The organism is Betaproteobacteria bacterium, assembly GCA_016709965.1.
GTDB classification, from domain to species: domain Bacteria; phylum Pseudomonadota; class Gammaproteobacteria; order Burkholderiales; family Rhodocyclaceae; genus Azonexus; species Azonexus amarohabitans.
Genome location: JADJLT010000001.1, coordinates 1,986,298 through 2,008,536, shown reverse-complemented (window position 1 = coordinate 2,008,536; position 22,239 = coordinate 1,986,298). Strand labels below are relative to the sequence as shown.

Sequence of the window (22,239 nt, the reverse complement as noted above, 5' to 3'; positions counted from 1 at the left end):
TGCAGTCGAAAATCAGAAGACTCGGATATTATCAAAGCAAGCCGCTATCGACGTAAACTCAATCTCCCCGACCACATGGAGCTTGCATGAAACTCCCGACCTGGATCAACGCCACCGTCTCGGCCATTGTCGCCGCCGCCCTCCCCGCCTGCGATTACGTCAATACCAAGGAAATCAAACCGGGAGTCACGACGCAGGCCGAAGTCCGCACCCGCATGGGCGAGCCCGGCTTCGTGCATTGGAACGATGACGGCACGGCCACCTGGGAATATGCCCGACAGCCAAACGGCATGAAGTGCTACATGATCACCTTCAACAGCGATCAAGTCGTCAGCAAGCTGGAACAGGTGCTGAATGAGGCCAACTACGCCAAGGTGCGCGAAGGCATGAGCAAGGACGACGTCCGCCGCCTGCTCGGCGCCCCGGCCACCAAGCAGGTGTTCGACAACCTGCACGAAGAAATCTGGGAATGGCGCATTGAAGGTGTGCCGCAGATGCCATCAGAAGAAAGCTACTTCATGGTCCATTTCGACACCGGCCACGGCGGCGTCAAAAAGACATCGAGACGCCTGCTGCAGCGCAGCTAGTTCGATTTCTGCAGATCAGCGCCAGCTGTCTTGGCGCGAAATTCACTGATGCTTATTGCAAGGCATTGGCGATGAGGCGAAAGCTGTTCAGTCCCGCCTCCAGGTTTTCGATGATTTCCCCGGCCAGATCATCCGGCTCCGGCAGATTGTCCAGATCGGCCAGGCTCTTGTCCTTGAGCCAGAAAATATCCAGGCTGGTCTTGTCACGAGCAACGATCTGCTCGTAACTGAACTTGCGCCAACGCCCTTCCGGGTTTTCGATTTCGTGCCAAATTTCCTGTCGACCGTGGCGATTGTGCGGCTGGTAGCAGGCGACGAAATTCGCCAGATCCTCGTAGCGCAGCGGCTTCTTTTTCAGCGTGTGGTGAATGTTGGTGCGGTAGTCATAGACCCAGACTTCCTTGGTCCACGCTTCCTTGCGCGCCGGCTGGTTGTCGAAGAAAAGCACATTCGCCTTGACGCCGTTGGCGTAGAAAATCCCCGTCGGCAGGCGCAGGATGGTGTGCAGATCGGTCGTTTCCAGCAACTTGCGGCGCACCGTCTCGCCCGCCCCGCCCTCGAACAGCACGTTGTCCGGCACCACCACGGCAGCGCGGCCGGTGCTCTTCAACAGGCTCTTGATGTGCTGCACGAAATTGAGCTGCTTGTTCGAGGTCGTCGCCCAAAAATCCTGACGGTTATAGGTCAGCGCATCGGTTTCCTGCTCACCTTCCTCGTTGGTGAAACTCATGCTGCTCTTCTTGCCGAAAGGCGGGTTGGCCAGCACGTAATCGAAGGTTTCCTTGGGCGGCGCAATCAAGGCATCGTTCGGCGAAATCGGGCTATCTCCATCGATCTCGCCGATGTTATGCAGGAACATGTTCATCAAGGCCAGCCGGCGAGTGCCGGCGACGATCTCGTTACCGAAAAAAGTGTCGTGCTTGAGGAAAGTCCGCTGCTCGCTGTCCATGCCCGGATAGCTTGCCACCAGAAAATCGTAAGCGGCAAGAAAGAAGCCGCCCGTCCCGCAGGCCGGATCGGCAATCGTCTTGTTCGGCAACGGCCGCATGCACTCGACCATCGCCCGGATCAAAGGCCGGGGCGTGAAATACTGCCCCGCCCCCGACTTCGTATCCTCGGCGTTGCGCTCCAGCAGGCCTTCGTAGATGTCACCCTTGACGTCCGCCCCCAGCGTCACCCAACTGGTTTCATCGACCATGTCGATCAGCCGCGAGAGCTTCGCCGGGTCCTGAATCTTGTTCTGCGCCTTGGTAAAAATCTGCCCGAGCAGCCCCGGCCTGTTGCCCAGCTCGCGCAGCACCGTCACGTAATGCACCTCCAGCGCCGCCCCGCGCGCCCCCTTCAGGCTGGTCCAGCCAAGGTCTTCGGGAATGCCGATTTTGCGGCTGTACGGCGGCCGGCTGTACTCATCGGCCATTTTCAGGAAGATCAGGTAAGTCAGCTGCTCAAGGTAATCGCCATAGCTGACCCCGTCGTCGCGCAGCGTGGTACAGAAGCTCCAGACACGGGAGACGATGGATGCGGTTGCGTTCATGGCTAGCCTTGGGTCTTGCGTGGATTGTGCACACAGCGTGTGCCGAATTGATGAGCGGTCATCCCCGAATCAGATTCATGATCAGGTGAATCATCAGTTGTTTTTGTGCTGGGTCGCTTTGCGCCACCAGCAGCGCAATCGCTGCCAGCGCGTTGTCGTTGATTTTCAGTTCGCCATCCGACTTCAAATGATGCCGGTTGCGTTGCAAAAACCAGATGAACAGAAAAGCGCCGATACGCTTGTTGCCATCCGAAAACGGATGGTTCTTGATCACGAAATACAGGAGATGCGCCGCCTGTTCCTCGATGCTCGGATAGAGGTATTCACCACCGAAGGATTGCAGGATGTTGCCGAGAATGCCGGCAAAGCTGTCGTCCTTCTGGTTGCCGAAGAGTTCCGATGCCTCGCCCCTTGCCAGCATGTCAGCCTTTAACGTAGCAATCCCGGCCAGCGCCTCATCCTCGCGGATTTCGTAATGGATCGTCGTCGCAAAATCACCCAGCGGCAGGCGCTCGCTGTCGAACTGGTTGAGCAGCACGAAGGTGCGGGCATAACCGGCAATCACATTCACCAACCCGCGCGCCTCCGGCAAACTGGCCTGTTCGATCAGGTTTTGCTGGAACAGGCTCAATGTGCGTTCCAATTGGCGGATGTTTTCCTGCTGCTGCGTCAGGCGCTGCTGGTTCAGCGTATAGCCCTGCACCAGATGATCCTTGAGGATGCGGTTGGCCCAGATACGGAAGCGGGTGCCTTCGGGCGATTTGACGCGGTAGCCGACGGAGATGATGACATCGAGGTTGTAGTGCTTCACCGGCTTATCCGAATTTGCAATGTGCAAATTTTGCACATTGCTTTTTTCGGACAATTCATTCTCCTTGAACACGTTGCCCAAGTGTTTGGTGATGACCGAACGCTCACGACCAAACAGGCGCCCGATTTGATCCTGTGTTAGCCAAACGGTTTCGTTTTCCAGCCTGACTTCAGTTGAAATGACACCATCGGCAGTTTCGTAAATGGCAATCGGGGTTTGGGCGCTGGTTTGGGTTTGCATGATCGGTCTCGGCAAATAACTGGATATAACACCAGTATGTTAGCCGGGTTTTCTCTGTTTGACTGGCTTTTTTATGCCATTCGATTTCCCGGCGCGGATGCGTTCGAGCAGGGTGGAGGCGGGTTCTTCGTTTTTGTCCTGTTTTACCAGTTGACCGCAGAAGGCCTTTTTCAGGATGGACTGGCGCAGCGCGTCGGCCTGTTGCAGCGCAGTGGCCAGGGTTTGGTCGAGTTGGTCGGCTTCGGAGAGTTTGGATTCGAGTTCTTGCAATATCAATTCTTGCTCGGCCAAGCCACAGAACGGCACCACCAACGCTTGAATCTCTCCTGAATTGATGTTGTTCACGCCACTCGTCGACTTTGCCTTGTGCTCTATCTGCTTTCTCAACTCGTGAGCCGAAAGCAGTTGCGCCAAATACGCAGGTAAAACCAAAGGCTGCAAAGGCCTGAGCCTGATCAAGTAGCCGGCGTACAGGTATGCAGTGTCTTGTTGGGAAACCAATGCGTATTTCCCAACGATTGAGACGCTACCGTTGGAGCGAATCATCAACAAGTCGCCGGGCGCCAACTGGTAAGCGGCGATCTCCTCCGGGGAAAACTGTGCAAACTTCAAATCCGTGGCATCAACTTTCCCTGAAACAACATTAGGAATGCGTAAAACCCCGACCCCGGCAGTTTCGTAGTCACACTTCTTCGATGTGCCATAGGCAGGATCGTCAATGAGCGCCCCCAATTTCGCCCACCCCCACCCCGCCGGCAATTCCGGTAGCTCGGCGAGTTCTTCGGCGGTGAGGGGTGGCAGGGGCTTGGGGGGTTTGGGTTTGGGGCCTGATTGGCCGGCGGTTTGCCAGTCGGCGAGTTGTTGCTGGTAGCGGGCCTGGCGTTCGAGGGCGATGCGTTGTTGCAGGGCAGCGGCGGTTTCGAGCTGGTCGCGGTGGGCGGCGCGCCATGCTGCGGTCAACTTGCCTTCGAAGGCATTTTTGAGCAGCGACTGGCGATAGACCTTGAGCTGTTCGCGGGCGGTTTTCAGGCTGGCCACGCCCTGATCGAGTTCGGAAAACAGTTCCTCGATCTTGGCGACGATGCGGTGTTGTTCGGCGAGCGGAGGAATCGGCAGCAATGATTTGGCAAGGTGCTGGTAATGCCGCGCGTAGCCATTGTTTGGAATCTTAGTAACGAGATAGCGGACAAAATTCTCAAGTAACTTTGGCAGGATACAGGCGCTTGGCTGAAGAACCTTTACGCCATCTGCGCCCGGAGCAAACGGCGCGTTGACCAATTTCACGGTGCGAGTGTGGTCTCCAAATACGATGACTGGCAGATCGCAATCAACCAACATTGCAGCATCATCGGTGTAACCGCCAACGTATTCTTGCCCTTGGTCGAACACAGGAAACTTTCCGCTTGGAAGATAACTTTTCTGCGGAATTTTCTTGTCGGTGAGAGTTACGTTGCGTACGACATCACTGACTGGCAACAAGACCCATGAGGCAGGAAATTCCCCCATCACGCCACCAACGCCTCATTCAACTCATCCAGCAACGGGTCCATGCCCTCGCCGAACAGTTGCCACATCTTCCCCAGCCCGCCCTGGGCGTCGAAGGGGCTGTCGTCGAGGTGGCTGCGGTCAACCGGAAATTTCATCAAATTTCCCAATCTTCCAACCGTAGCCCCGGCACGCGGCTGAATTCGGCGGTGTTGTGGGTGACCAGCGTTACTTGGTGGGCGAGTGCGGTGGCGGCAATCACCAGATCGTTGGGGCCAATCGGCGTACCCCGTTTCATCAGTTCGGCGCCGACGCGGGCGAAGTGGTCGGCGGCGCTGTCGTCGAAGGGCAGGCTTTTGAGTGGCGCGAAAAAAATAGCCAGCCGTTCAAGATTCAGTTCAACGCGCTGGCTGCGCAGGGCACCACGCATTAATTCGGCTTTGACCATGCTGCACAGCACGGTCTGCCGTGGATCGTATTGCCGAAAACGTTGAATGAGCGTGGTATGCCGGCCATTGAGGAGGTGGATGCAAACGTTGGAATCCAGCAGATAGATCATTCCAGCGGCAACCTTTCCTCGAATTCGCCTTGCGGCGCACGTTCGATTTCGGCCCCTTCAATTGGCACAAAGAGATCGAAATAGCCTTCCGGCCAGCCGCTGGCATTGGCGGCATCGCGCTTGACGAGTTCGGCCAGATAGCGGGACAGGCTCAGGCCGGCCTGCGCGGCACGGTGTTGTGCTTGCCGGGCGATGTCTTCTGGAACATAGCAGTGCAATTGGGCCATGATTCACTCCTCGTATATGTGCTATATGTGGATTGTACTGGATCAGGCAACCAGCGCGTCGTTTAGTTCATCCAGCAGGCAGTCCATGCCCTCGCCGAACAGTTGCCACATCTTCCCCAGCCCGCCCTGGGCGTCGAAGGGGCTGTAGTCGAGGTCGCTGCGGTCGACGTGGCAGGAGTGGGCAATATGGTCGCGGAGCATGCGTAGCCAGTTCATCTGTTCTTCGTTGAATTTGTCGGCGCCGCCGGCGTGGTGCTGCATGATCCAGGTCTGGAAGTTCTTGCGCACGGTGTCGGCAAAGGGCGTGATTGTCGCATCCAGACCACAGACGCGGCGGATCAATGCGACCAGCGCCGTCAGTTCCTGCTCCGGGGCGCTGCTGTTGGTGCCATCGAGCTGGCCGTAGGCTTGCCAGACGCGCAACGGGGCGAGTCTGGGCTGGTCGGCTTTGAGCTTGTCGAGCACTTGCCGCACGAGCTTCAGCGTGACTTCACGCCGCCGCCAGGGTTGGGCGAAGAAGATGCTCAGCGCCTCGATCTCATCGCGATGCGCCGCCAGCCAGTCGGCGAATTCAGCCGTTAAGGCGGCTGCGTTGGCCGCGCTGTCCTTGTTCCAGCCGGCGTAGGTGACGCTGTCGAGGTTGTCGTGGTCGATGGTCTGTTCTTTTTCGCGGCGGATGGTGTCGATCAGTTCGATGAATTCGCCGTTCATCAGCGCCGCCGCCTCAAAGACCAGTTGTTGCTGGGCTTGCTCGCGCAGCGTGTCGCCGGGGTCGTTGCCGATGGGTAAATTTGCCAGTTCGAGGGCGCGGGCTTCGATGAGGTCGCCGTCGATGGCGTTGAAGAGTTGGCTGACGATGTGGCTGAGTTCGACGCCGCCGGCCGCTTCACGCAGGCGGCGCTGGTCGTCGGCGTCGAGCTGCTTGTTGAGCCGCGCCAGCCGGCCGGCCAGCGAGGAGACGCTGTCGGTGTCGGTGGCGCCCATCAGGATGCCCATGGCGAGGTCTTTGAGCGGCACGCCGGGCTTGGTGATGAGCGGCTGGCTGGCGGTTTTCAGCGATTTGGTGACGCCAATGGCGTCGACAATCACGTAATGCGTCTTGGCGCTTTTGGCGCTGGGCGTGACTTTCTTGAGGTCGTCCATGTCCAGCGTGCGGGTGCCGCGCCCTTTCATCTGCTCGAAGTAGTTGCGGCTTTTGACGTCGCGCATGAAGAGCAGGCATTCGAGCGGCTTGACGTCGGTGCCGGTGGCGATCATGTCGACGGTGACGGCGATGCGCGGGTGGTAGCCGTTGCGGAACTGGGCGAGGATGGATTTGGGGTCTTCGCCACGGTCGACCGTGCCGTCGGGCAGATTTCTATCCTGCGCGGCGCGGTAGGTGACTTTTTTGCAGAAGGCGTTGCCCTCGCCGAACTCCTCGCGCACGGTGTTGATGATGTCGTCGGCGTGGCTGTCGGTCTTGGCGAAGATCAGGGTCTTGGGCACTTCGGCGCGGCCGGGGAAGATGGCCGGCAGGTTGTCGCGGAAGGCGCGGATGACGGTGCGGATCTGGTCCGGGTTGACGATGTCGCGGTCGAGCTGGGTGGCGGTGTAGGCGGCGTCTTCGTCTTGCTGTTCCCAACGCTTTTTGCGGGTCAGGCGCTCGCGCTTTTCGACTTGCTGCTCGGCGGCGATGACGGCGCCTTGCTGGGTGATGCGGGTGTCGATCAGGTAGATTTCGTTGCCGACGTTGACGCCGTCGGCGACGGCTTTTTCATGGCTGTAGTCGCTGACGACGTTCTTCTTGAAGAAGCCGTAGGTGCGGTTGTCGGGCGTCGCGGTGAGGCCGATCAGGCTGGCGTCGAAGTAGTCGAGCACTTGCTGCCAGAGGTTGTAGATGCTGCGGTGGCATTCGTCGATGAAGATGAAATCGAAGAATTCGGGCGGAATTTTGGCGTTGTAGGCGACGGCGGCCGGGGCTTTGGGCTGGGTCAATTCCGCCGGGTTGATTTCTTCGGCGGCTTCGTCGAGTTCCTTGTCCTGCAACAGCGAATAGAGGCGCTGGATGGTGGAGATGCAGACATCGGCGCCTTTGTCGACGAAGCTGCTTTTGAGCCGCTGCACCGTGTAAAGCTCGGTGAATTTGCGGTTATCGTCGCTGGGCACGTAGGCCATCATTTCCTGCTCGGCCTGCTCGCCGAGGTTTTTGGTGTCGACGAGAAAGAGCACGCGCTTGGCGTCGGCATGTTTGAGCAGGCGGTAGATGCTGGTGATGGCGGTGTAGGTCTTGCCGGCGCCGGTGGCCATCTGGATCAGCGCCCGCGGCCGGGCTTCGCGGAAGGATTGTTCGAGGTTGGTGATCGCCACTTCCTGGCAATCGCGCAGGCGGAGTTCTTTCGCGGGCTGATGTTCGGGGTTGAGCGGCGGCAGTTCGGCGAGGCGGGCGCGCAGGCTTTGGCCTTCGGTCAGCCAGTCGCGCAGGGTTTCCGGGCGGTGGAAGCTGAAGATTTCGCGCGAGCGCGGCTTGGGGTCGCGGGCGTCGGTAAAGCGGGTGATCAGGCCGGTGGCTTCGTAGAGGAAAGGCAGCGGCTCTTTGTTATTGACCCACTTGAGCTTGGCGGCGGCGTAGCCTTCGGTTTGCGTTTCGTGCACCGTCAGGTGCTGACCTTCTTCTTCGCGCTTGGCTTCGATGACGCCGACCGCCTTCTTGTCGATGAAGAGCACGTAGTCAGCCGGGCCGGCATCGGTTTGCCATTCGCGCACGGCAACACCTGTTGCGGCGCCAAAATTGACCTTGTTCTTGGCTTGCACGACCCAACCAGCGGCGCGCAGTTGCGCATCAATGCGGTCGCGGGCTTGTTGTTCGGGGTTCTGGTTTTCGCTCATGGGCGGCGGGGCGCTATTCGGCAATCCGCCGATGATAGCGGAAGGCGCGGCGCGCCGTCATGCCAAAGGAATCGGGCTGCGCGATGATTCCCACGGTCAACCGGAAAAAATGGCCAAAAATGAAATTTTCGTAATGGCTTCAGCGCATCGCCCGACGCAGCCAGGCGCTAGCCTGATCGACGGCAATCGATAGCAGCAACATGGCGATGATCACGGTCGATGCCTGCGCATGGTGGAAGAGCGAGAGTTCGAAATAGAGCAGTTGGCCGAGCCCGCCGGCGCCGACGAAGCCGAGGATGGCGGCCATGCGGATGTTCATTTCCCAGCGGTAGAGGGTGTAGGCGATGAGTTGCGGGGCGGCGCCGGGCAAGGTGCCGTAGAGAAAAGCGAGGCCGCCCGGAGCGCCGGCCAGGCGCAGGGCGTAACCGGGGGCTGGCGGGGCGTTGGCGAGGGCTTCGGCGTAGAGGCGGCCGAGTACGCCGGCCGTATGCAGGGCCAGCGCCAAAGCGCCAGCGAAGGGGCCGAGGCCGCCGGCCAGCGCGGTGATCGTCGCCCAGACCAGTTCGGGCACCGAACGCAGGGTGTTGAGCAGGAAGCTGAACGGCGCCCGCCATGTCGGAAGCGCCAGCAGCAGGCCGGCGACGGCGGCGAGCAAGGTGCCGACGACCGAGATGGCCAGCGTTTCCCAGACGCCCTTGCCGACTCTTGCCAGCCATTCGGCGCTCAGATCGGGCGGGAAGAAGCCGGCGATGAATTCGCCGATGCTGCGGACGGCTTCCACGGTCAACAGGGATTTCAGGCCGATTTCCAAATAATTGAAGCTGGCGATCACGCCAAAGACCGTTGCCATGCCAAACAAGCTGCTACGCCAGCCAAACGGTGAGGCGCGATCAGCCGGCGGCGTATCCAGCGCACGGCGCAGCCAGCCGGACAGGCCGTCGGCCGAGAAGACGAGGACCATGAAGGTGAGCAAGATGGTCGCCGCTTCGCCGCCGTTGAGCATTTTCATGGCCTGGTCCATCAACTGGCCGAGGCCGCCGGCGCCGACGAAGCCCATGACGACCGAGGCGCGGATGGCGCATTCCCAGCGGTAGACGGTATACGAGGCCAGCTCTTTCGAGGCTTGCGGAATCAGCCCGTAAAGAATGGCCAGCGGCCGGCTGGCGCCGTTGTGGCGCAGAGCGCGGGCCGGTGCAGGATCGACCGATTCGAGGATTTCAGCGTAGACCTTGGCCAGCATGCCGCCGTAAGTCAGGCCGAGTGCCAGCACGCCGGCGGCCGGGCCAAGGCCGAAGACGCGGACGAACAGCAGCGCCCAGACCAGTTCCGGAATGCCGCGCAGGATAGTCAGCAGGCTGCGGGTCAGCGGGTTAAGGGTTGGTGCCTCGCGCCCGGCCCCGCTCGCGAGATAACCCAGCGGCACGGCAATCAAAAAGGCCAGCGCCATGCCGGCGGTGGCGATGGCCAGCGTTTCCAGTGTTGCCTTGCCCAGATAGCCGAGGAATTCGCTACCGGTTTCCGGCGGCAGAAACCCGGAAAGGAAATGGCCGATGACCTTCAGGTTGGCCGGATCAAAGAGGACGCCGGGCTTGAACTCGGCGGCCTGAAACAGCGGCCAGAGAATGACCAGCGTGGTCAGCGCGCCGATCAGGCGGGAACGGGCGGCCGGGTCGCGCACGGCAGCACTCAGCAGCAGGCGGCCCGAATCGCCGCGTCGTTGGCAGCGGCATTCATCAGGAAGTTCGGTTCATGCGCCTGCACCGGCAGCTCTTCGCCTTCACTGGCGTACAGCTCGTGCAGCATGGGCACGGTAACTTCGCTGGCGGGCAGGTCGAAGGCGATGCGCCCGGCCCGGACGCCGACGATGCGCGAGAAATTGCCGATGGCCAGATCGACGGCATGCAGGCTGGCAACCAGCGTGGCGCCAGAGGCTTCGGCTTCGGCGATCAGCAGACGGATGGTGGCCAGCGCCAGTGTTGGATCGAGGGCGGATACCGGCTCGTCGGCGAGAAGCAGATCAGGCTGCTGGTAGAGGACGCGGGCGATGCCGACGCGCTGCAACTGGCCGCCGGAAAGCTGGTCACAACGGGCGAACAGTTTGTCGGCCAGGTCAACGCGGTACAGCGCAGCGCGAGCGCCGGGGATATCGAGCGGGTAGACCAGTGACGCCAGTGACTTCCAGCGCGGCCACCGGCCAAGCCGCCCGGCCAGGACGGCTGTAACCACGCGCTGACGGCCGGGCAGCGGCGGCGATTGATGCACGCTACCGATGCGGGACCGCAATTTGGCCATTGCTGCGGTCGACCGGAAATTTTGGCCAAAATCCAAAATTTCCGCTGTGCCGGCAGTTGGCTGCAATGCCGTGCCGAGCACTGACAACAGCGAGGTCTTGCCGGCACCAGAGGGGCCAATCAGGGCGATGCGCTCGCCTTGATCCGCCTTTAGCGAAATGCCCTTCAGGGCGGCAAAACCATTGGCGTGGGTCAGCCCCACGCCGTTCAGTGCAAAGCTCACTTCAACAAGCCGGCCGAATGGGCCGCCTTTTCGATACCGTCGTAATTCTCTTTTTTGGTCGGCACAAACTTGCTGGCGCGTTGCAGGTTGAGGATTTCCTTCTGTTCCGGGTTGCTCGGGTCGAGCTTGAGGAACGCCTCGGTCAGCTTCTTGACGATGACCGGGTCGAGGTCGCCGCGCACTGTCCAGTTGTAGTCGAAGTATGGCGGCGTGGTGGAAAAGACATGGACCTTGTCGGTGTCGACCTTCTTGGCCTCTACCATTTTTTCCCAGACCGACGCGTTCAGCACACCGGCTTCAGCTTTGCCGGCCGCAACAAAAGCCACCGTGGCGTCATGAGCACCCGAGTAGGCAACGTTCTTGAAATCCTTTTCCGGATTCAGGCCGGCCTGCTGCAGGAAGAAACGCGGCATCAGGCTGCCCGAGGTCGATGACGGCGCGCCAAAGGCGAAGGTCTTGCCCTTGAGGTCACTCACCGATTTGATATTGGGGTCTGCGGTAATGAATTTGGAGGTAAAACGGGCATCCTCCGCACGCTGGACGATAGGGATGGCTGTCCCGTTGGTGCGGATGCTGGCCTGAACGAAGGTGAAGCCGCCCAGCCAGGCGAGGTCGATCTTCTTGGTCGCCAGCGATTCGACGACGGCAGCGTAATCGGAAACCGGGGTGAACACGACCTTCATGCCGGTCTGCGCTTCGAGATATTTGCCGAGCGGCGCGAATTTGCGCTGCAGTTCGGTCGGTGCCTCGTCAGGAATGGCCGAAACGCGAAGGATGGCTTCGTCGGCAAAAACGTGCGACGAAGTGGAAATTGCAGCGGCCGTAGCGCAAACGACCACGCCCTTGAGCGCCAGACGGCGCAGGGTTGAAATGCTCATGTTGTTACTCCGATTTGTGCAGCAACCACCACCGTGCGGATATCACGGCGGCTTACAAGGCGCCGAAGCGCCACCCAGTCAATGCGGTACTCAGACCACAGACAACATGATAACCGCGATTGGCGGCAACCATGCCGCTAGCTGACCTGACCGCACCGATGCCGACACCATGACAAACGCACGCTGCGGTATGACTTTCTGGATATTTACAAGGCGCAAAGCAGATGAGACATTTAGTGAAAATAAGGAATTTATTAAATGGTTCGGCACCCGCTACGCCCTACCCTGCTCATCCTGCTGGCTGCATGGCTCACCATCATTGCCTTCGCCGCTCATCTGCTGCTATCGGCTCAGATAAGTCGCTGGGAAGGGCATTTCGATGAAGACGTCCAGCTCATGGCCGGCGAGGTCAAACAAAAACTGGATACCAATGAAGCGGTTCTGGCGGGTTTTTCTGCCTTTTTACATGCGGTAGACCGCAGCGATACCGACTCGACAATGCGCTACGCCGCATCTGCGGCCTCTGCCTACCCACACATCTACATGATCGAAGTCGCCCGCCAGGTGGCCTTATCCGAACAGAAAGGGCTCGAAACCTCTTTGCGCAAGGGCTGGCGTCCGGATTTTGCCATCAAAAGTTTCCCGGCAATCACGGGACATGTTGCTGAGGACGAGCAACCCAAAACAGCGACCTGGCCGATTCTCTTCATGTATCCGTCCTTGCCGGACGCCCAGGCGATTTATGGTGTGCGCTTGGAAACGGTGGACTATCTTTCACAGACCATGGCCCTGGCTCACAACAATATCAGGCCGGTCGTTTCACCCGTTTTCGATCTCTACGAAGGCGGCAGCGCTTATATCCTGCTTCAGGAAGTGAACCGTGCCACCCGGACGGCCTCCTCCGCGCTGAACTTTTTCGGCAACACGATGATTGCCTTGCTGGTCATCAAAACCCAGGCCTTGCTGCCGAATCACGGCAATCTGATCGATCACCAGAATATCGCATTCACAGCCCGCCTCGCCTCGGCAACGAATCTCGACAGCCTTCTTTTCGAACAAAAGGCCGCAGAATCAGGCGCACTGGACAAGCTGTTTTTACCCAATCTAAAACGGCGCCTGAAAATCGACAATCCGTCGCAACCGGCGATCATGTCCTTCAACCGTCAATTGCGCTGGCAGGATCTACTGAATTCGGAAACCCTGACCATGCTTATCCTGCTGGGCGGTGCGCTCCTGATCGTGCCCTGGGTCACGCTGCGTCACTACCGGTCCCTTGATCGCGCCGCCGAGGAGCACGAAAGGGCAGCCTATCTGGCAACCCACGACATGCTGACTGAGTTGCCCAACCGCTTTCTGTTCACTGACCGATTCGATCAGGCACACCGAAACTGGCTGCGAAACGGCACCCCATTCGCCTTGTTGCTGGTCGATCTCGACCGTTTCAAGGAAATCAACGACCGCTACGGTCATGAAATTGGTGATCAAGTCCTGATTGCCAGCAGCAAGCGCATGGCAGCTGAGCTTCGTGCCTGCGATACGGTGGCGCGGCATGGTGGCGACGAATTCATCATTCTGCTGGCAAATATCGAAAAAGTGCTCGATGCCGCCAATGTCGGCAAAAAACTGCTGGACGCCGTGGCCGAAACTATCGAGACCAGCGCCGGGCCGCTCAATATCCATTGCAGCATCGGCATTGCGGTGTGCCCACTGCATGGCGAAACACTGGATGTGCTGCGCAGATCGGCCGATCGGGCCATGTACGAATCGAAAAATCAGGGGCGCAATGCGGTGTCCATTGCTTCCAGCGAAGGCAGTGAACAGCGATTCATGGCATCACTGATGGAGGCACAAACGTTCGGGCCGGTTGGCAAGTAGCTCGCCTTTTCCACAAAATCAGTCGCTTAACTTGGCAGCCGGCACGGCGACCGGTAAACTACGGGCTCTGCCGAGGAGCGCTGCGACCCTTTTCATGCTTTTGCATGAATTCCGGGGCCAGGCTCGGCAATGTTCAACGGCGCTCGCAAACCCCAGTTTCCCTGTCCCGGTTTGCGACGCCGTTTGATTTTGCGGTGCGCCCGGTACCTTCAAGCTTTGCCGAGGTGATCATGCAGCAACCCGACCGTACCGCCGAACTTTCCGCCCTGCTTGCCCAGAAGATGCTCGTCCTCGACGGCGCCATGGGCACGATGATCCAGCGCCACGGATTGCAGGAAGCCGATTATCGCGGCGAGCGCTTTGCCGATCACGCGCACGACCTCAAAGGCAACAACGATCTGCTGGTGCTGACCCGGCCGGACGTTATCGGCGGCATCCACCGCGCCTACCTTGAAGCTGGCGCCGACATTCTCGAAACCTGCACCTTCAATTCGACCGCCGTTTCGCAGGCCGATTACAAGCTCGAACCCATTGTTTATGAGCTGAACGTCACGGGCGCCGCGCTGGCCCGCCAGCTGTGCGACGAATTCACTGCCGCCAACCCGGCCAAGCCGCGCTTCGTTGCCGGCGTTCTCGGCCCGACGAGCCGCACGGCGTCGATCTCGCCGGACGTGAATGATCCCGGCTTCCGCAACGTCACCTTCGATGCACTGGTCACCGATTACCTTGAAGCGATCCGTGGCCTGACTGACGGTGGCGCCGACATCCTGCTCGTCGAAACCATTTTCGACACGCTGAATGCCAAAGCGGCGCTGTTCGCTATCGAAAAATTCTTCGATGATGCTGGCCGCCGCTGGCCGGTGATGATTTCCGGCACGATTACCGATGCTTCCGGCCGCACCTTGTCTGGCCAGACCGCCGAGGCTTTCTGGAACTCGCTGTCGCACATCAAGCCGGTTTCTTTCGGCCTGAACTGTGCGCTCGGTGCCAGTGAATTGCGCCAGTACGTCGAGGAATTGTCCCGCATCTGCGATTGCTACGTTTCGGCCCACCCGAATGCCGGCCTGCCCAATGCCTTCGGTGGCTATGATGAAACGCCGGAGATGCTGGCCGATGAAATCGAAAGCTGGGCCAAGGGCGGCATCGTCAATATTGTCGGTGGCTGCTGCGGTACCTCGCCGGACCACATTCGCGTCATCGCCGAACGGGTTTCCACGGTCAACCCGAGAAAAGTGCCGAAAATCGAAAAGAAGCTGCGCCTGTCAGGGCTCGAACCGTTCAACGTCGGCGCCGATTCTTTGTACGTAAACGTTGGCGAACGGACCAACGTCACCGGTTCCAAGGCTTTCGCGCGGATGATTCTGGAGGGCCGCTTCGACGATGCGCTGGCCGTCGCCCGCCAGCAGGTCGAGAACGGCGCCCAGGTCATCGACATCAACATGGACGAGGCAATGCTCGATTCCATCGCCGCGATGGACCGCTTCCTCAAGCTGATCGCCTCCGAGCCGGATATTTCGCGCGTGCCGATCATGATCGACTCATCGAAATGGGAAATCATCGAGGCTGGCCTCAAGTGCATCCAGGGCAAGGGCATCGTCAATTCGATCTCGATGAAGGAAGGCGAAGCCAAGTTCATCGAGCAAGCCAAGCTGGCGCGCCGCTACGGCGCTGCCGTCATCGTCATGGCTTTTGACGAGAAGGGCCAGGCTGACACCTTTGCCCGCAAGACCGAGATTTCCAAGCGCGCCTACGACCTGCTGCTGAGCATCGGTTTCCCGGCTGAAGACATCATCTTCGACCCGAACATTTTCGCCATCGCCACCGGCATTCCGGAACACGATAACTACGCAGTCGATTTCATCGAGTCGGTACGCTGGATCAAGCAGAACCTGCCGCACGCCCACATTTCCGGCGGCGTTTCCAACGTCTCGTTTTCTTTCCGCGGCAACGATGCGGTACGCGAAGCGATCCACACCGTTTTCCTCTACCACGCCATCAAGGCAGGCATGACCATGGGCATCGTCAATGCCGGCATGCTCGGCATCTACGACGATCTCGAACCGGAACTGCGGCAGAAGGTCGAGGATGTGGTCTTGAACCGCCATCCGAACGCCGGCGAGGCGTTGGTCGATTTCGCCCAGACAGTCAAGGAAGGCAAGGCCAAGGACACCGGGCCGGATCTTTCATGGCGTGAGCAAAGCGTCGAAAAGCGCCTTGAACATGCGCTGATCAAGGGCATCACCGATTTCGTCGTGGCCGATACCGAAGAAGTCCGCGCCCAGCTCGAAGCCGAGGGCAAGCCGCCGCTCGCCGTCATTGAAGGTCCGTTGATGAACGGCATGAACCACGTCGGTGACCTGTTCGGTGCCGGCAAGATGTTCCTGCCCCAGGTGGTCAAGTCGGCCCGCGTCATGAAGCAGGCGGTCGCCCATCTGCTGCCCTACATCGAAGCGGAAAAAACCCGCACGGGGCTGGGCAGCAAGGGCAAGATCCTGATGGCCACGGTCAAGGGTGACGTGCACGACATCGGCAAGAATATCGTCGGCGTTGTCCTCGGCTGCAACGGCTACGACGTGGTCGACCTCGGCGTCATGGTTTCCTGCGACAACATTCTGAAAGCCGCGCTGGAACATCGTGTGGACATCATCGGTCTGTCCGGCCTGATCACGCCGTCGCTTGAGGAAATGGCCCACGTGGCCAGCGAAATGCAGCGCCTGAACATGAAGCAGCCGCTGCTGATCGGCGGCGCGACGACCAGCCGCGCCCATACCGCGATCAAGATCGCACCCAATACCGACGGCACCGTGGTTTACGTGCCCGATGCCTCACGCGCCGTCGGCGTCGCCACCAAGCTGCTCTCCGTCGACCAGCGTGATGGCTACAAGGCGGAGATCATCGCCGAATACGAAGCCGTGCGCGCTGAACATGCCGGCCGCAAAGGACCGACGATGGTGACGCTGGAAGAAGCCCGCGCCAACCATTTCACGTGGAGCCAGCCCTTCGCCCCGACCATTCCCAACAAACTCGGCCTGCAAACCCTGAACCCGAGTTTGAGCGACCTGTCGCTGCTCATCGACTGGACACCGTTCTTCCAAAGCTGGGATCTGGCCGGTCGCTATCCGGCCATTCTCGAGAATGAAACGGTCGGCGAAACGGCCCGTCAGCTGTTCGCAGATGCCAAGACCATGCTGGCCAAAATCATCAAGGAAAACTGGCTGTCAGCCAGAGCCGTCTTCGGTCTTTACCCGGCTCGCGGCGAGCATGAAGACATCATCATCTACACCGACGAGTCGCGAACCACCGAACTCACACGCTGGGTCGGCCTGCGTCAGCAACACAAGCAGCCCACCGGCCGTTTCAACATGGCGCTCGCCGATTACGTTGGCCACAATGACTATGTCGGCGCCTTTGCCGTCACCGCCGGCCATCGCATCGACGAACGTGTCGCTGCGTTCGAAGCTGCCAACGACGACTACTCGGCAATCATGCTCAAGTCGCTAGCCGACCGCTTGGCCGAAGCCGCCGCCGAATGGCTGCATCTGCAAATCCGCACCCAATACTGGGGCTACGCCAACGATGAAGCATTCACCAACGCCGAACTGATCGCCGAGCAATACAAAGGCATTCGCCCTGCCCCCGGCTATCCGGCCTGCCCGGACCATACCGCCAAGCGTGAGTTGTTCGCCCTGCTCGACGCCCCCGCCAACGCCGGTATGATCTTGACAGAATCCTGCGCGATGATGCCGGCGGCAGCTGTATCCGGTTTCTACATTGGCCATCCGGCCGCCGCTTACTTCGCTATTCCGAAGATTGGGCGCGATCAGTTGGAGGACTGGGCCAAGCGCAAGAGCATGTCGATCAAGGACGCCGAATACTGGCTGGCCCCGCTGCTCTGATCTGAAAATTGCTGTCATTGCCATCCGGCAATGACAGCATGTGACATCAGTTCACCCCAGAGCGCTTGATCAGCGCCTGAAGTTCGCCAACGATGCCGCGGCGGAAGCTGAGCACGCAGATCACGAAGATCGTACCCATGATCACCGTTACCCAAGACCCTACCGAATCCGGCAGTTGAGTCTGCAGCGTAACGATGGTGGCGGCGCCGACAATCGGGCCAAGGATGGTGCCGAGACCACCAAGCAGGGTCATGAGCACCACTTCGCCCGAGGCATGCCAATGCACGTCACTCAGTGAGGCAAGCTGGAAGACCAGGGTCTTCGTCGCTCCTGCCATACCGGCCAGCGATGCGGAAATGATGAAGGCGATCAGCTTGAATTTCGCTACGTCATAGCCCAGCGAAATGGCGCGTGGTTCGTTCTCACGGATGGCCTTCAGAATCTGGCCAAAGGGCGAATGGATGGTGCGGTAGATGACGAAGAAGCCGAAGCAAAAAATGGCAAACACCACGTAGTACATGGCGAGGTTGTTGGAAAGATCAAGAAAGCCGAGCAAGTTGCCACGTGGCACGCCCTGCAGGCCATCTTCGCCGCCCGTTTGCTTGATCTGGATGGCGAGGAAGAAAACCATCTGCGCCAGCGCGAGGGTAATCATTGCAAAGTAGATACCCGTGCGCTTGATGGCCAGCCAGCCAAACACCCAGCCAAGCAGACCGGCGGCAACGGTGCCGGCAAGGATGCCGACTTCCGGTGTCACCCCGACGTCGCGCACCATCATGCCGCAGACGTAGCCCGCCGTGCCAAGAAAAGCTGCGTGACCGAAGGAGAGCAGGCCGGCGAAACCGAGCAGGAGATTAAAGGCGCAGGCGAACAGCGCATAACAGAGGATTTTCATCAGGAAAGTCGGGTAGACCGCAAACGGGGCGATCAGGCCGATAACGAACAGCACAGCCAGAAGCAGCGGCATCTTCGATTCGGCAAACGAGACAGGCGCATTCATGGGGTTTTCCTTCGAGTGTTCACTTTTCGCGCTTCAAGACTTGCCGAACAGCCCTGCCGGGCGGACCAGCAGAACGATGACCATGATGACGAAGACGACCACACTGGAGGCTTCCGGATAAACGACTTTGGTCAGCCCCTCGATCAGCCCGAGACCAAGGCCGGTCAGAATTGAACCCATGATCGACCCCATGCCGCCAATGACGACCACGGCGAAAACAACGATGATCAGGTTGGAGCCCATCAGCGGATTGACCTGAAATATGGGGGCAGCCAGCACACCGGCAAAAGCAGCCAGCGCCACGCCGTAGCCGTAGGTGAAGGTGATCAGCAGCGGCACGTTGATGCCCAGCGCCTGGACCATTTGCGAGTTCTCGGTGCCGGCGCGCAGGTAGGCGCCGAGCTTGGTGCGTTCGATCATGTACCAGGTGCCGAAACAGACGGTCAGCGAGGCGATGATCACCCAGCCGCGGTAGATGGGCAGGAACATGAAGCCGAGATTGACACCACCTGAGAGCAGTTCGGGAACCTCGTAGCTTTCACCGGAAATGCCGAACTGGTCACGGAATACGCCCTCAATAATCAGCGCCAGGCCGAAGGTCAGCAACAAGCCGTAGAGGTGGTCCAGCTTGTACAGACGGCGCAGCATCAGGCGCTCAATCAGCACGCCGACGATGCCGACAATCAGCGGCGCGGCGATCAGCGACACCCAGTAATTGATGCCGAATCGGGTCAGCGCGATCCAGGCGACAAACGCCCCCATCATGTATTGAGCGCCATGGGCGAAATTGATGATGTTGAGCAGGCCGAAGATGATGGCCAGGCCCAGGCTGAGAATGGCGTAGAACGAACCATTGATCAGCCCGATCAGCAACTGGCTGCCAAGCAGGGCGGTCGAGATTCCGAAAATTTCCATGGAAGACTCCAGACCCGGTGCGAACAATGCCCGCACTGGGGATTGCGATGACTCTGCTTACTTCTTGATCAGCGGGCAACGCGACTGAGCCAGCGGCTGGAAAGCCTCGGCAGCCGGAATGGTGGCCTTGATCGTGTAGTAGTCCCACGGATACTTCGATTCGCCAGGCTTCTTGACCTGGACCAGATACATGTCATGCACCATGCGGCCGTCCGCGCGGATCTGCCCATTCTTGGCAAAGAAGTCGTTGATCGGCGTCTTCTTCATCATCGCCATGACCTTGGTGGTGTCGTCGCTACCGGCAGCCTTGACGGCCTTCAGGTAATGATAAATCGACGAATACTGGCCGGCCTGGACCATGGTCGGCATCTTTTTCTGCTTGTCGAAGAATCGCTTCGACCAGGCACGGGTCTCGTCATTGCGATCCCAGTAGAAACCAGTGGTCAGATACATGCCCTGGGTCGGCTTCAGACCGAGCGAATGGATGTCGGTGATGAACATCAGCAGGCCGGCCAGCGACTGTTTCGGCGTGACGCCGAATTCAGCGGCTTGCTTGATGGCATTGGTCGTGTCGGCGCCAGCGTTGGCCAGACCGATGACCTGGGCGCCGGAGGCCTGGGCCTTGAGCAGGAAGGACGAGAAGTCAGAGCCGGGGAAAGGATGGCGCACCGAACCGACCACCTTGCCACCATTGGCGACAACCACTGCCGAGGCGTCTTTCTCCAGCGCCTGACCGAAAGCATAGTCCGCGGTCAGAAAGAACCACGATTTGCCGCCCTGCTGGGTCACTGCCTTGGCCGTGCCGTTGGCCAGCGCGTAGGTGTCATAGGTGTAGTGCACCGAAACGTCGTTGCACTGCTCGTTGGTAATCGGCGTTGATGCCGGACCGCTCATCAGCACGATGCGGTCCTTTTCCTTGGCGACCTTCATGACGGCCAGCGCGGTGGAGGTGGTAACCAGTTCGGTCACGGTATCTACGTTCTCGCGCTCGATCCATTCACGTGCCTTGTTCGAGGCGATGTCGGCCTTGTTCTGGTGGTCGGCCGAGACCATTTCAATCTTGAAATTGGGCTTTTCGTTGGCAATGAAGTCGTCGATCGCCATCTTGGTGGCCAGTACGGCGCCGGAGCCGGCCAGATCGGAATAGGTCCCGGAAAGGTCAGTCAATACGCCGATTTTCACGGAACCGCCTGAAATCTCGGCCTGAGCACCGACAGACAGTGCGGCCAGCCCTGTGGCACAGATGGTGGTCTTGAATTTTCTGGATAACATGGGTAACTCCTCCTAGAGTGGGCAATCCCGGCTAGACGCCGAGCCTGTGGTGCAGCCATTCCATCTTTCCCGGGAGTGCTTCCTGAGTGATGGTGGCGATTATTTCTCCGTGTTCGAGCACGTAATGGCGGTCAGCCAGCGGCGCAGCGAAACGGAAATTTTGTTCGACAAGAATGATGGTGAAGCCGCGTTTTTTCAGTTCAATAATCACCTCGCCCAGCTTTTTGACGATGACCGGGGCGAGACCTTCGGTAATTTCATCGAGCAGCAGCAACTTGGCACCGGTGCGCAGGATGCGCGCCATTGCCAGCATTTGCTGCTCGCCCCCGGATAGCTTGCCGCCCGGGCTGGTACGCCGTTCGCTCAGATTCGGAAACATCTGATAAAGCTCGTCGACCGACATGCCGCCGCTGGAAACGATGGGCGCCAGGGTCAGGTTTTCCTCGGCACTGAGCGAGGTAAAGATCGCCCGCTCTTCGGGGCAATAGCCGACACCGTGGTGGGCAATCTTGTGCGTTGGCACGTTGATGACCTCGTTGCCGTTCACCATGATGGAGCCGGTCCTTCGCCCGACCAGCCCCATGATTGATTTCAGCGTGGTCGTCCGGCCGGAGCCGTTACGGCCGAGCAAGGTGACACATTCGCCCTTGGCGACACTGATATCCAGCCCGTGCAGGATATGCGATTCCCCGTAGAACGAATGAAGGTCGGTCAGGCGGAGGTACTCTGGTTTTGGTTTGAAAGCGCTGGTCATGGTTGTATCCCGCTCAGTGATGCGCGTCGTTCATGTTGTCGGAACCGACGTAGGCTTCGAGCACCTGCGGATTTTTCGAGACTTCTTCGTAAGTCCCTTCGGCGAGTACGCTGCCGCGGGTCAGCACGGTAATCCGGTCGCACAGGTTGGCGACGACTGACAGATTGTGTTCCACCATCAAGATGGTGCGATTGGCCGAAACCTTGCGGATCAGTTCGACCACCCGTTCGATGTCTTCGTGCCCCATGCCCTGGGTCGGTTCGTCGAGCAGCATCATGTCCGGCTCGAGCGCCAGCGTCGTGGCGATTTCCAGCGCCCGCTTGCGACCATAGGGCATTTCTGCCGTCATGGTGTCGGCAAAGCTGCCAAGGTCGACTGCCTCGAGCAGCGCCATGGCTTGCTCGTTCAGCTTGTTCAGGCTTTTTTCCGATTTCCAGAAATGGAACTCCGTCCCCAGTTTGCGCTGCAGACCGATACGCACGTTTTCCAGCACCGTCAGATGCGGGAAGGTGGCGGAAATCTGGAAAGAGCGGACGAATCCACGGCGTGCGGTAACGGCCGGCGCTTCACGCGTAATGTCCTCGCCCTTGAAAATAATGCTTCCCGAGGTGGGCGGCAGGAACTTGGTGACCAAGTTGAATACCGTCGTCTTGCCTGCACCATTCGGTCCGATCAGCGCGTGGATCGTGCCGCGTTGCACCTTAAGATTGACATCGGAAACCGCGGTAAAACCCTTGAACTCCTTGGTCAGACCGCGCGTCTCCAGAATGAAATCACTCATTGTTTCTCCTGAAAGCCTTGCCTTCTTCAATTGCTTATAACGCAAT

General features: G+C 59.4%; 18 protein-coding genes and 1 riboswitch. Of the genes, 3 read left to right on the top strand and 15 right to left on the bottom strand.

Translation table 11 applies throughout. The annotated features are described in order from the left end of the window. Nucleotides 1–86: 86 nt before the first annotated feature. A complete protein-coding gene (bamE, locus tag IPJ12_09860; protein MBK7647450.1) occupies nucleotides 87–587 on the top strand; it encodes an outer membrane protein assembly factor BamE in 501 nt (166 codons plus the stop codon). Nucleotides 588–639: 52 nt separating this feature from the next. Here bamE and IPJ12_09855 read toward each other — a convergent pair whose 3' ends face one another. The 10 genes from IPJ12_09855 to IPJ12_09810 form a co-directional block, all read right to left on the bottom strand. Further along, nucleotides 640–2,121 (bottom strand): SAM-dependent DNA methyltransferase, encoded by a 1,482-nt coding sequence (locus IPJ12_09855; GenBank protein MBK7647449.1) that lies wholly within the window; start codon nucleotides 2,119–2,121, stop codon nucleotides 640–642. Between the two features lie 58 nt (nucleotides 2,122–2,179). Next, on the bottom strand, nucleotides 2,180–3,172 hold the full coding sequence (locus IPJ12_09850) for a virulence protein RhuM/Fic/DOC family protein (GenBank protein ID MBK7647448.1): 993 nt from the start codon (nucleotides 3,170–3,172) through the stop codon (nucleotides 2,180–2,182). Nucleotides 3,173–3,211: 39 nt separating this feature from the next. Beyond that, the gene (locus tag IPJ12_09845; GenBank protein MBK7647447.1) at nucleotides 3,212–4,681 is read right to left on the bottom strand and encodes a restriction endonuclease; all 1,470 of its coding nucleotides are present in this window, start codon (nucleotides 4,679–4,681) and stop codon (nucleotides 3,212–3,214) included. Beyond that, nucleotides 4,678–4,815, bottom strand: coding sequence for a hypothetical protein (locus IPJ12_09840; protein MBK7647446.1), 138 nt, complete (start codon nucleotides 4,813–4,815; stop codon nucleotides 4,678–4,680). The genes IPJ12_09845 and IPJ12_09840 overlap by 4 nt, the downstream gene beginning before the upstream one ends. Beyond that, complete coding sequence (locus IPJ12_09835; GenBank protein ID MBK7647445.1) at nucleotides 4,815–5,216, bottom strand: type II toxin-antitoxin system VapC family toxin; 402 nt, start codon at nucleotides 5,214–5,216, stop codon at nucleotides 4,815–4,817. Before IPJ12_09835 ends, IPJ12_09840 begins: the two co-directional genes overlap by 1 nt. After that, nucleotides 5,213–5,443, bottom strand: coding sequence for a hypothetical protein (locus IPJ12_09830; GenBank protein MBK7647444.1), 231 nt, complete (start codon nucleotides 5,441–5,443; stop codon nucleotides 5,213–5,215). Before IPJ12_09830 ends, IPJ12_09835 begins: the two co-directional genes overlap by 4 nt. A gap of 42 nt (nucleotides 5,444–5,485) precedes the next feature. After that, complete coding sequence (locus tag IPJ12_09825; protein ID MBK7647443.1) at nucleotides 5,486–8,308, bottom strand: DEAD/DEAH box helicase family protein; 2,823 nt, start codon at nucleotides 8,306–8,308, stop codon at nucleotides 5,486–5,488. A gap of 139 nt (nucleotides 8,309–8,447) precedes the next feature. Further along, the gene (gene phnE, locus IPJ12_09820; protein MBK7647442.1) at nucleotides 8,448–10,004 is read right to left on the bottom strand and encodes a phosphonate ABC transporter, permease protein PhnE; all 1,557 of its coding nucleotides are present in this window, start codon (nucleotides 10,002–10,004) and stop codon (nucleotides 8,448–8,450) included. Next, nucleotides 9,995–10,822 (bottom strand): phosphonate ABC transporter ATP-binding protein, encoded by an 828-nt coding sequence (locus IPJ12_09815; GenBank protein MBK7647441.1) that lies wholly within the window; start codon nucleotides 10,820–10,822, stop codon nucleotides 9,995–9,997. The genes phnE and IPJ12_09815 overlap by 10 nt, the downstream gene beginning before the upstream one ends. After that, entirely contained in the window at nucleotides 10,819–11,700 is an 882-nt protein-coding gene (locus tag IPJ12_09810) for a putative selenate ABC transporter substrate-binding protein (protein MBK7647440.1), read from the bottom strand. Before IPJ12_09810 ends, IPJ12_09815 begins: the two co-directional genes overlap by 4 nt. 258 nt (nucleotides 11,701–11,958) lie before the next feature. Here IPJ12_09810 and IPJ12_09805 point away from each other — a divergent pair, with 258 nt between their 5' ends. Then, nucleotides 11,959–13,575 carry a sensor domain-containing diguanylate cyclase gene (locus tag IPJ12_09805; protein ID MBK7647439.1) on the top strand — a complete coding sequence of 539 codons (1,617 nt, stop codon included), beginning with the start codon at nucleotides 11,959–11,961 and terminating at the stop codon, nucleotides 13,573–13,575. A 66-nt stretch (nucleotides 13,576–13,641) separates the two neighbouring features. After that, nucleotides 13,642–13,727: riboswitch (S-adenosyl-L-homocysteine riboswitch) on the top strand. A gap of 78 nt (nucleotides 13,728–13,805) precedes the next feature. Next, nucleotides 13,806–17,471 carry a methionine synthase gene (gene metH, locus IPJ12_09800; protein ID MBK7647438.1) on the top strand — a complete coding sequence of 1,222 codons (3,666 nt, stop codon included), beginning with the start codon at nucleotides 13,806–13,808 and terminating at the stop codon, nucleotides 17,469–17,471. Nucleotides 17,472–17,517: 46 nt separating this feature from the next. Here the strand turns inward: metH and IPJ12_09795 are convergent, their stop codons facing one another. Genes IPJ12_09795 through IPJ12_09775 form a run of 5 tightly spaced genes read right to left on the bottom strand, consistent with a single transcriptional unit; the run spans nucleotide 17,518 to nucleotide 22,193 of the window. Beyond that, the gene (locus tag IPJ12_09795) at nucleotides 17,518–18,471 is read right to left on the bottom strand and encodes a branched-chain amino acid ABC transporter permease (protein ID MBK7647437.1); all 954 of its coding nucleotides are present in this window, start codon (nucleotides 18,469–18,471) and stop codon (nucleotides 17,518–17,520) included. A gap of 33 nt (nucleotides 18,472–18,504) precedes the next feature. After that, nucleotides 18,505–19,386 carry a branched-chain amino acid ABC transporter permease gene (locus IPJ12_09790; protein ID MBK7647436.1) on the bottom strand — a complete coding sequence of 294 codons (882 nt, stop codon included), beginning with the start codon at nucleotides 19,384–19,386 and terminating at the stop codon, nucleotides 18,505–18,507. Between the two features lie 57 nt (nucleotides 19,387–19,443). Then, on the bottom strand, nucleotides 19,444–20,658 hold the full coding sequence (locus IPJ12_09785) for an ABC transporter substrate-binding protein (protein ID MBK7647435.1): 1,215 nt from the start codon (nucleotides 20,656–20,658) through the stop codon (nucleotides 19,444–19,446). 31 nt (nucleotides 20,659–20,689) lie between these two features. Further along, nucleotides 20,690–21,412, bottom strand: a complete 723-nt coding sequence (locus tag IPJ12_09780; GenBank protein ID MBK7647434.1) for an ABC transporter ATP-binding protein — start codon at nucleotides 21,410–21,412, stop codon at nucleotides 20,690–20,692. 13 nt (nucleotides 21,413–21,425) lie between these two features. Next, nucleotides 21,426–22,193 carry an ABC transporter ATP-binding protein gene (locus IPJ12_09775; protein MBK7647433.1) on the bottom strand — a complete coding sequence of 256 codons (768 nt, stop codon included), beginning with the start codon at nucleotides 22,191–22,193 and terminating at the stop codon, nucleotides 21,426–21,428. Between the last annotated feature and the right edge of the window lie 46 nt (nucleotides 22,194–22,239).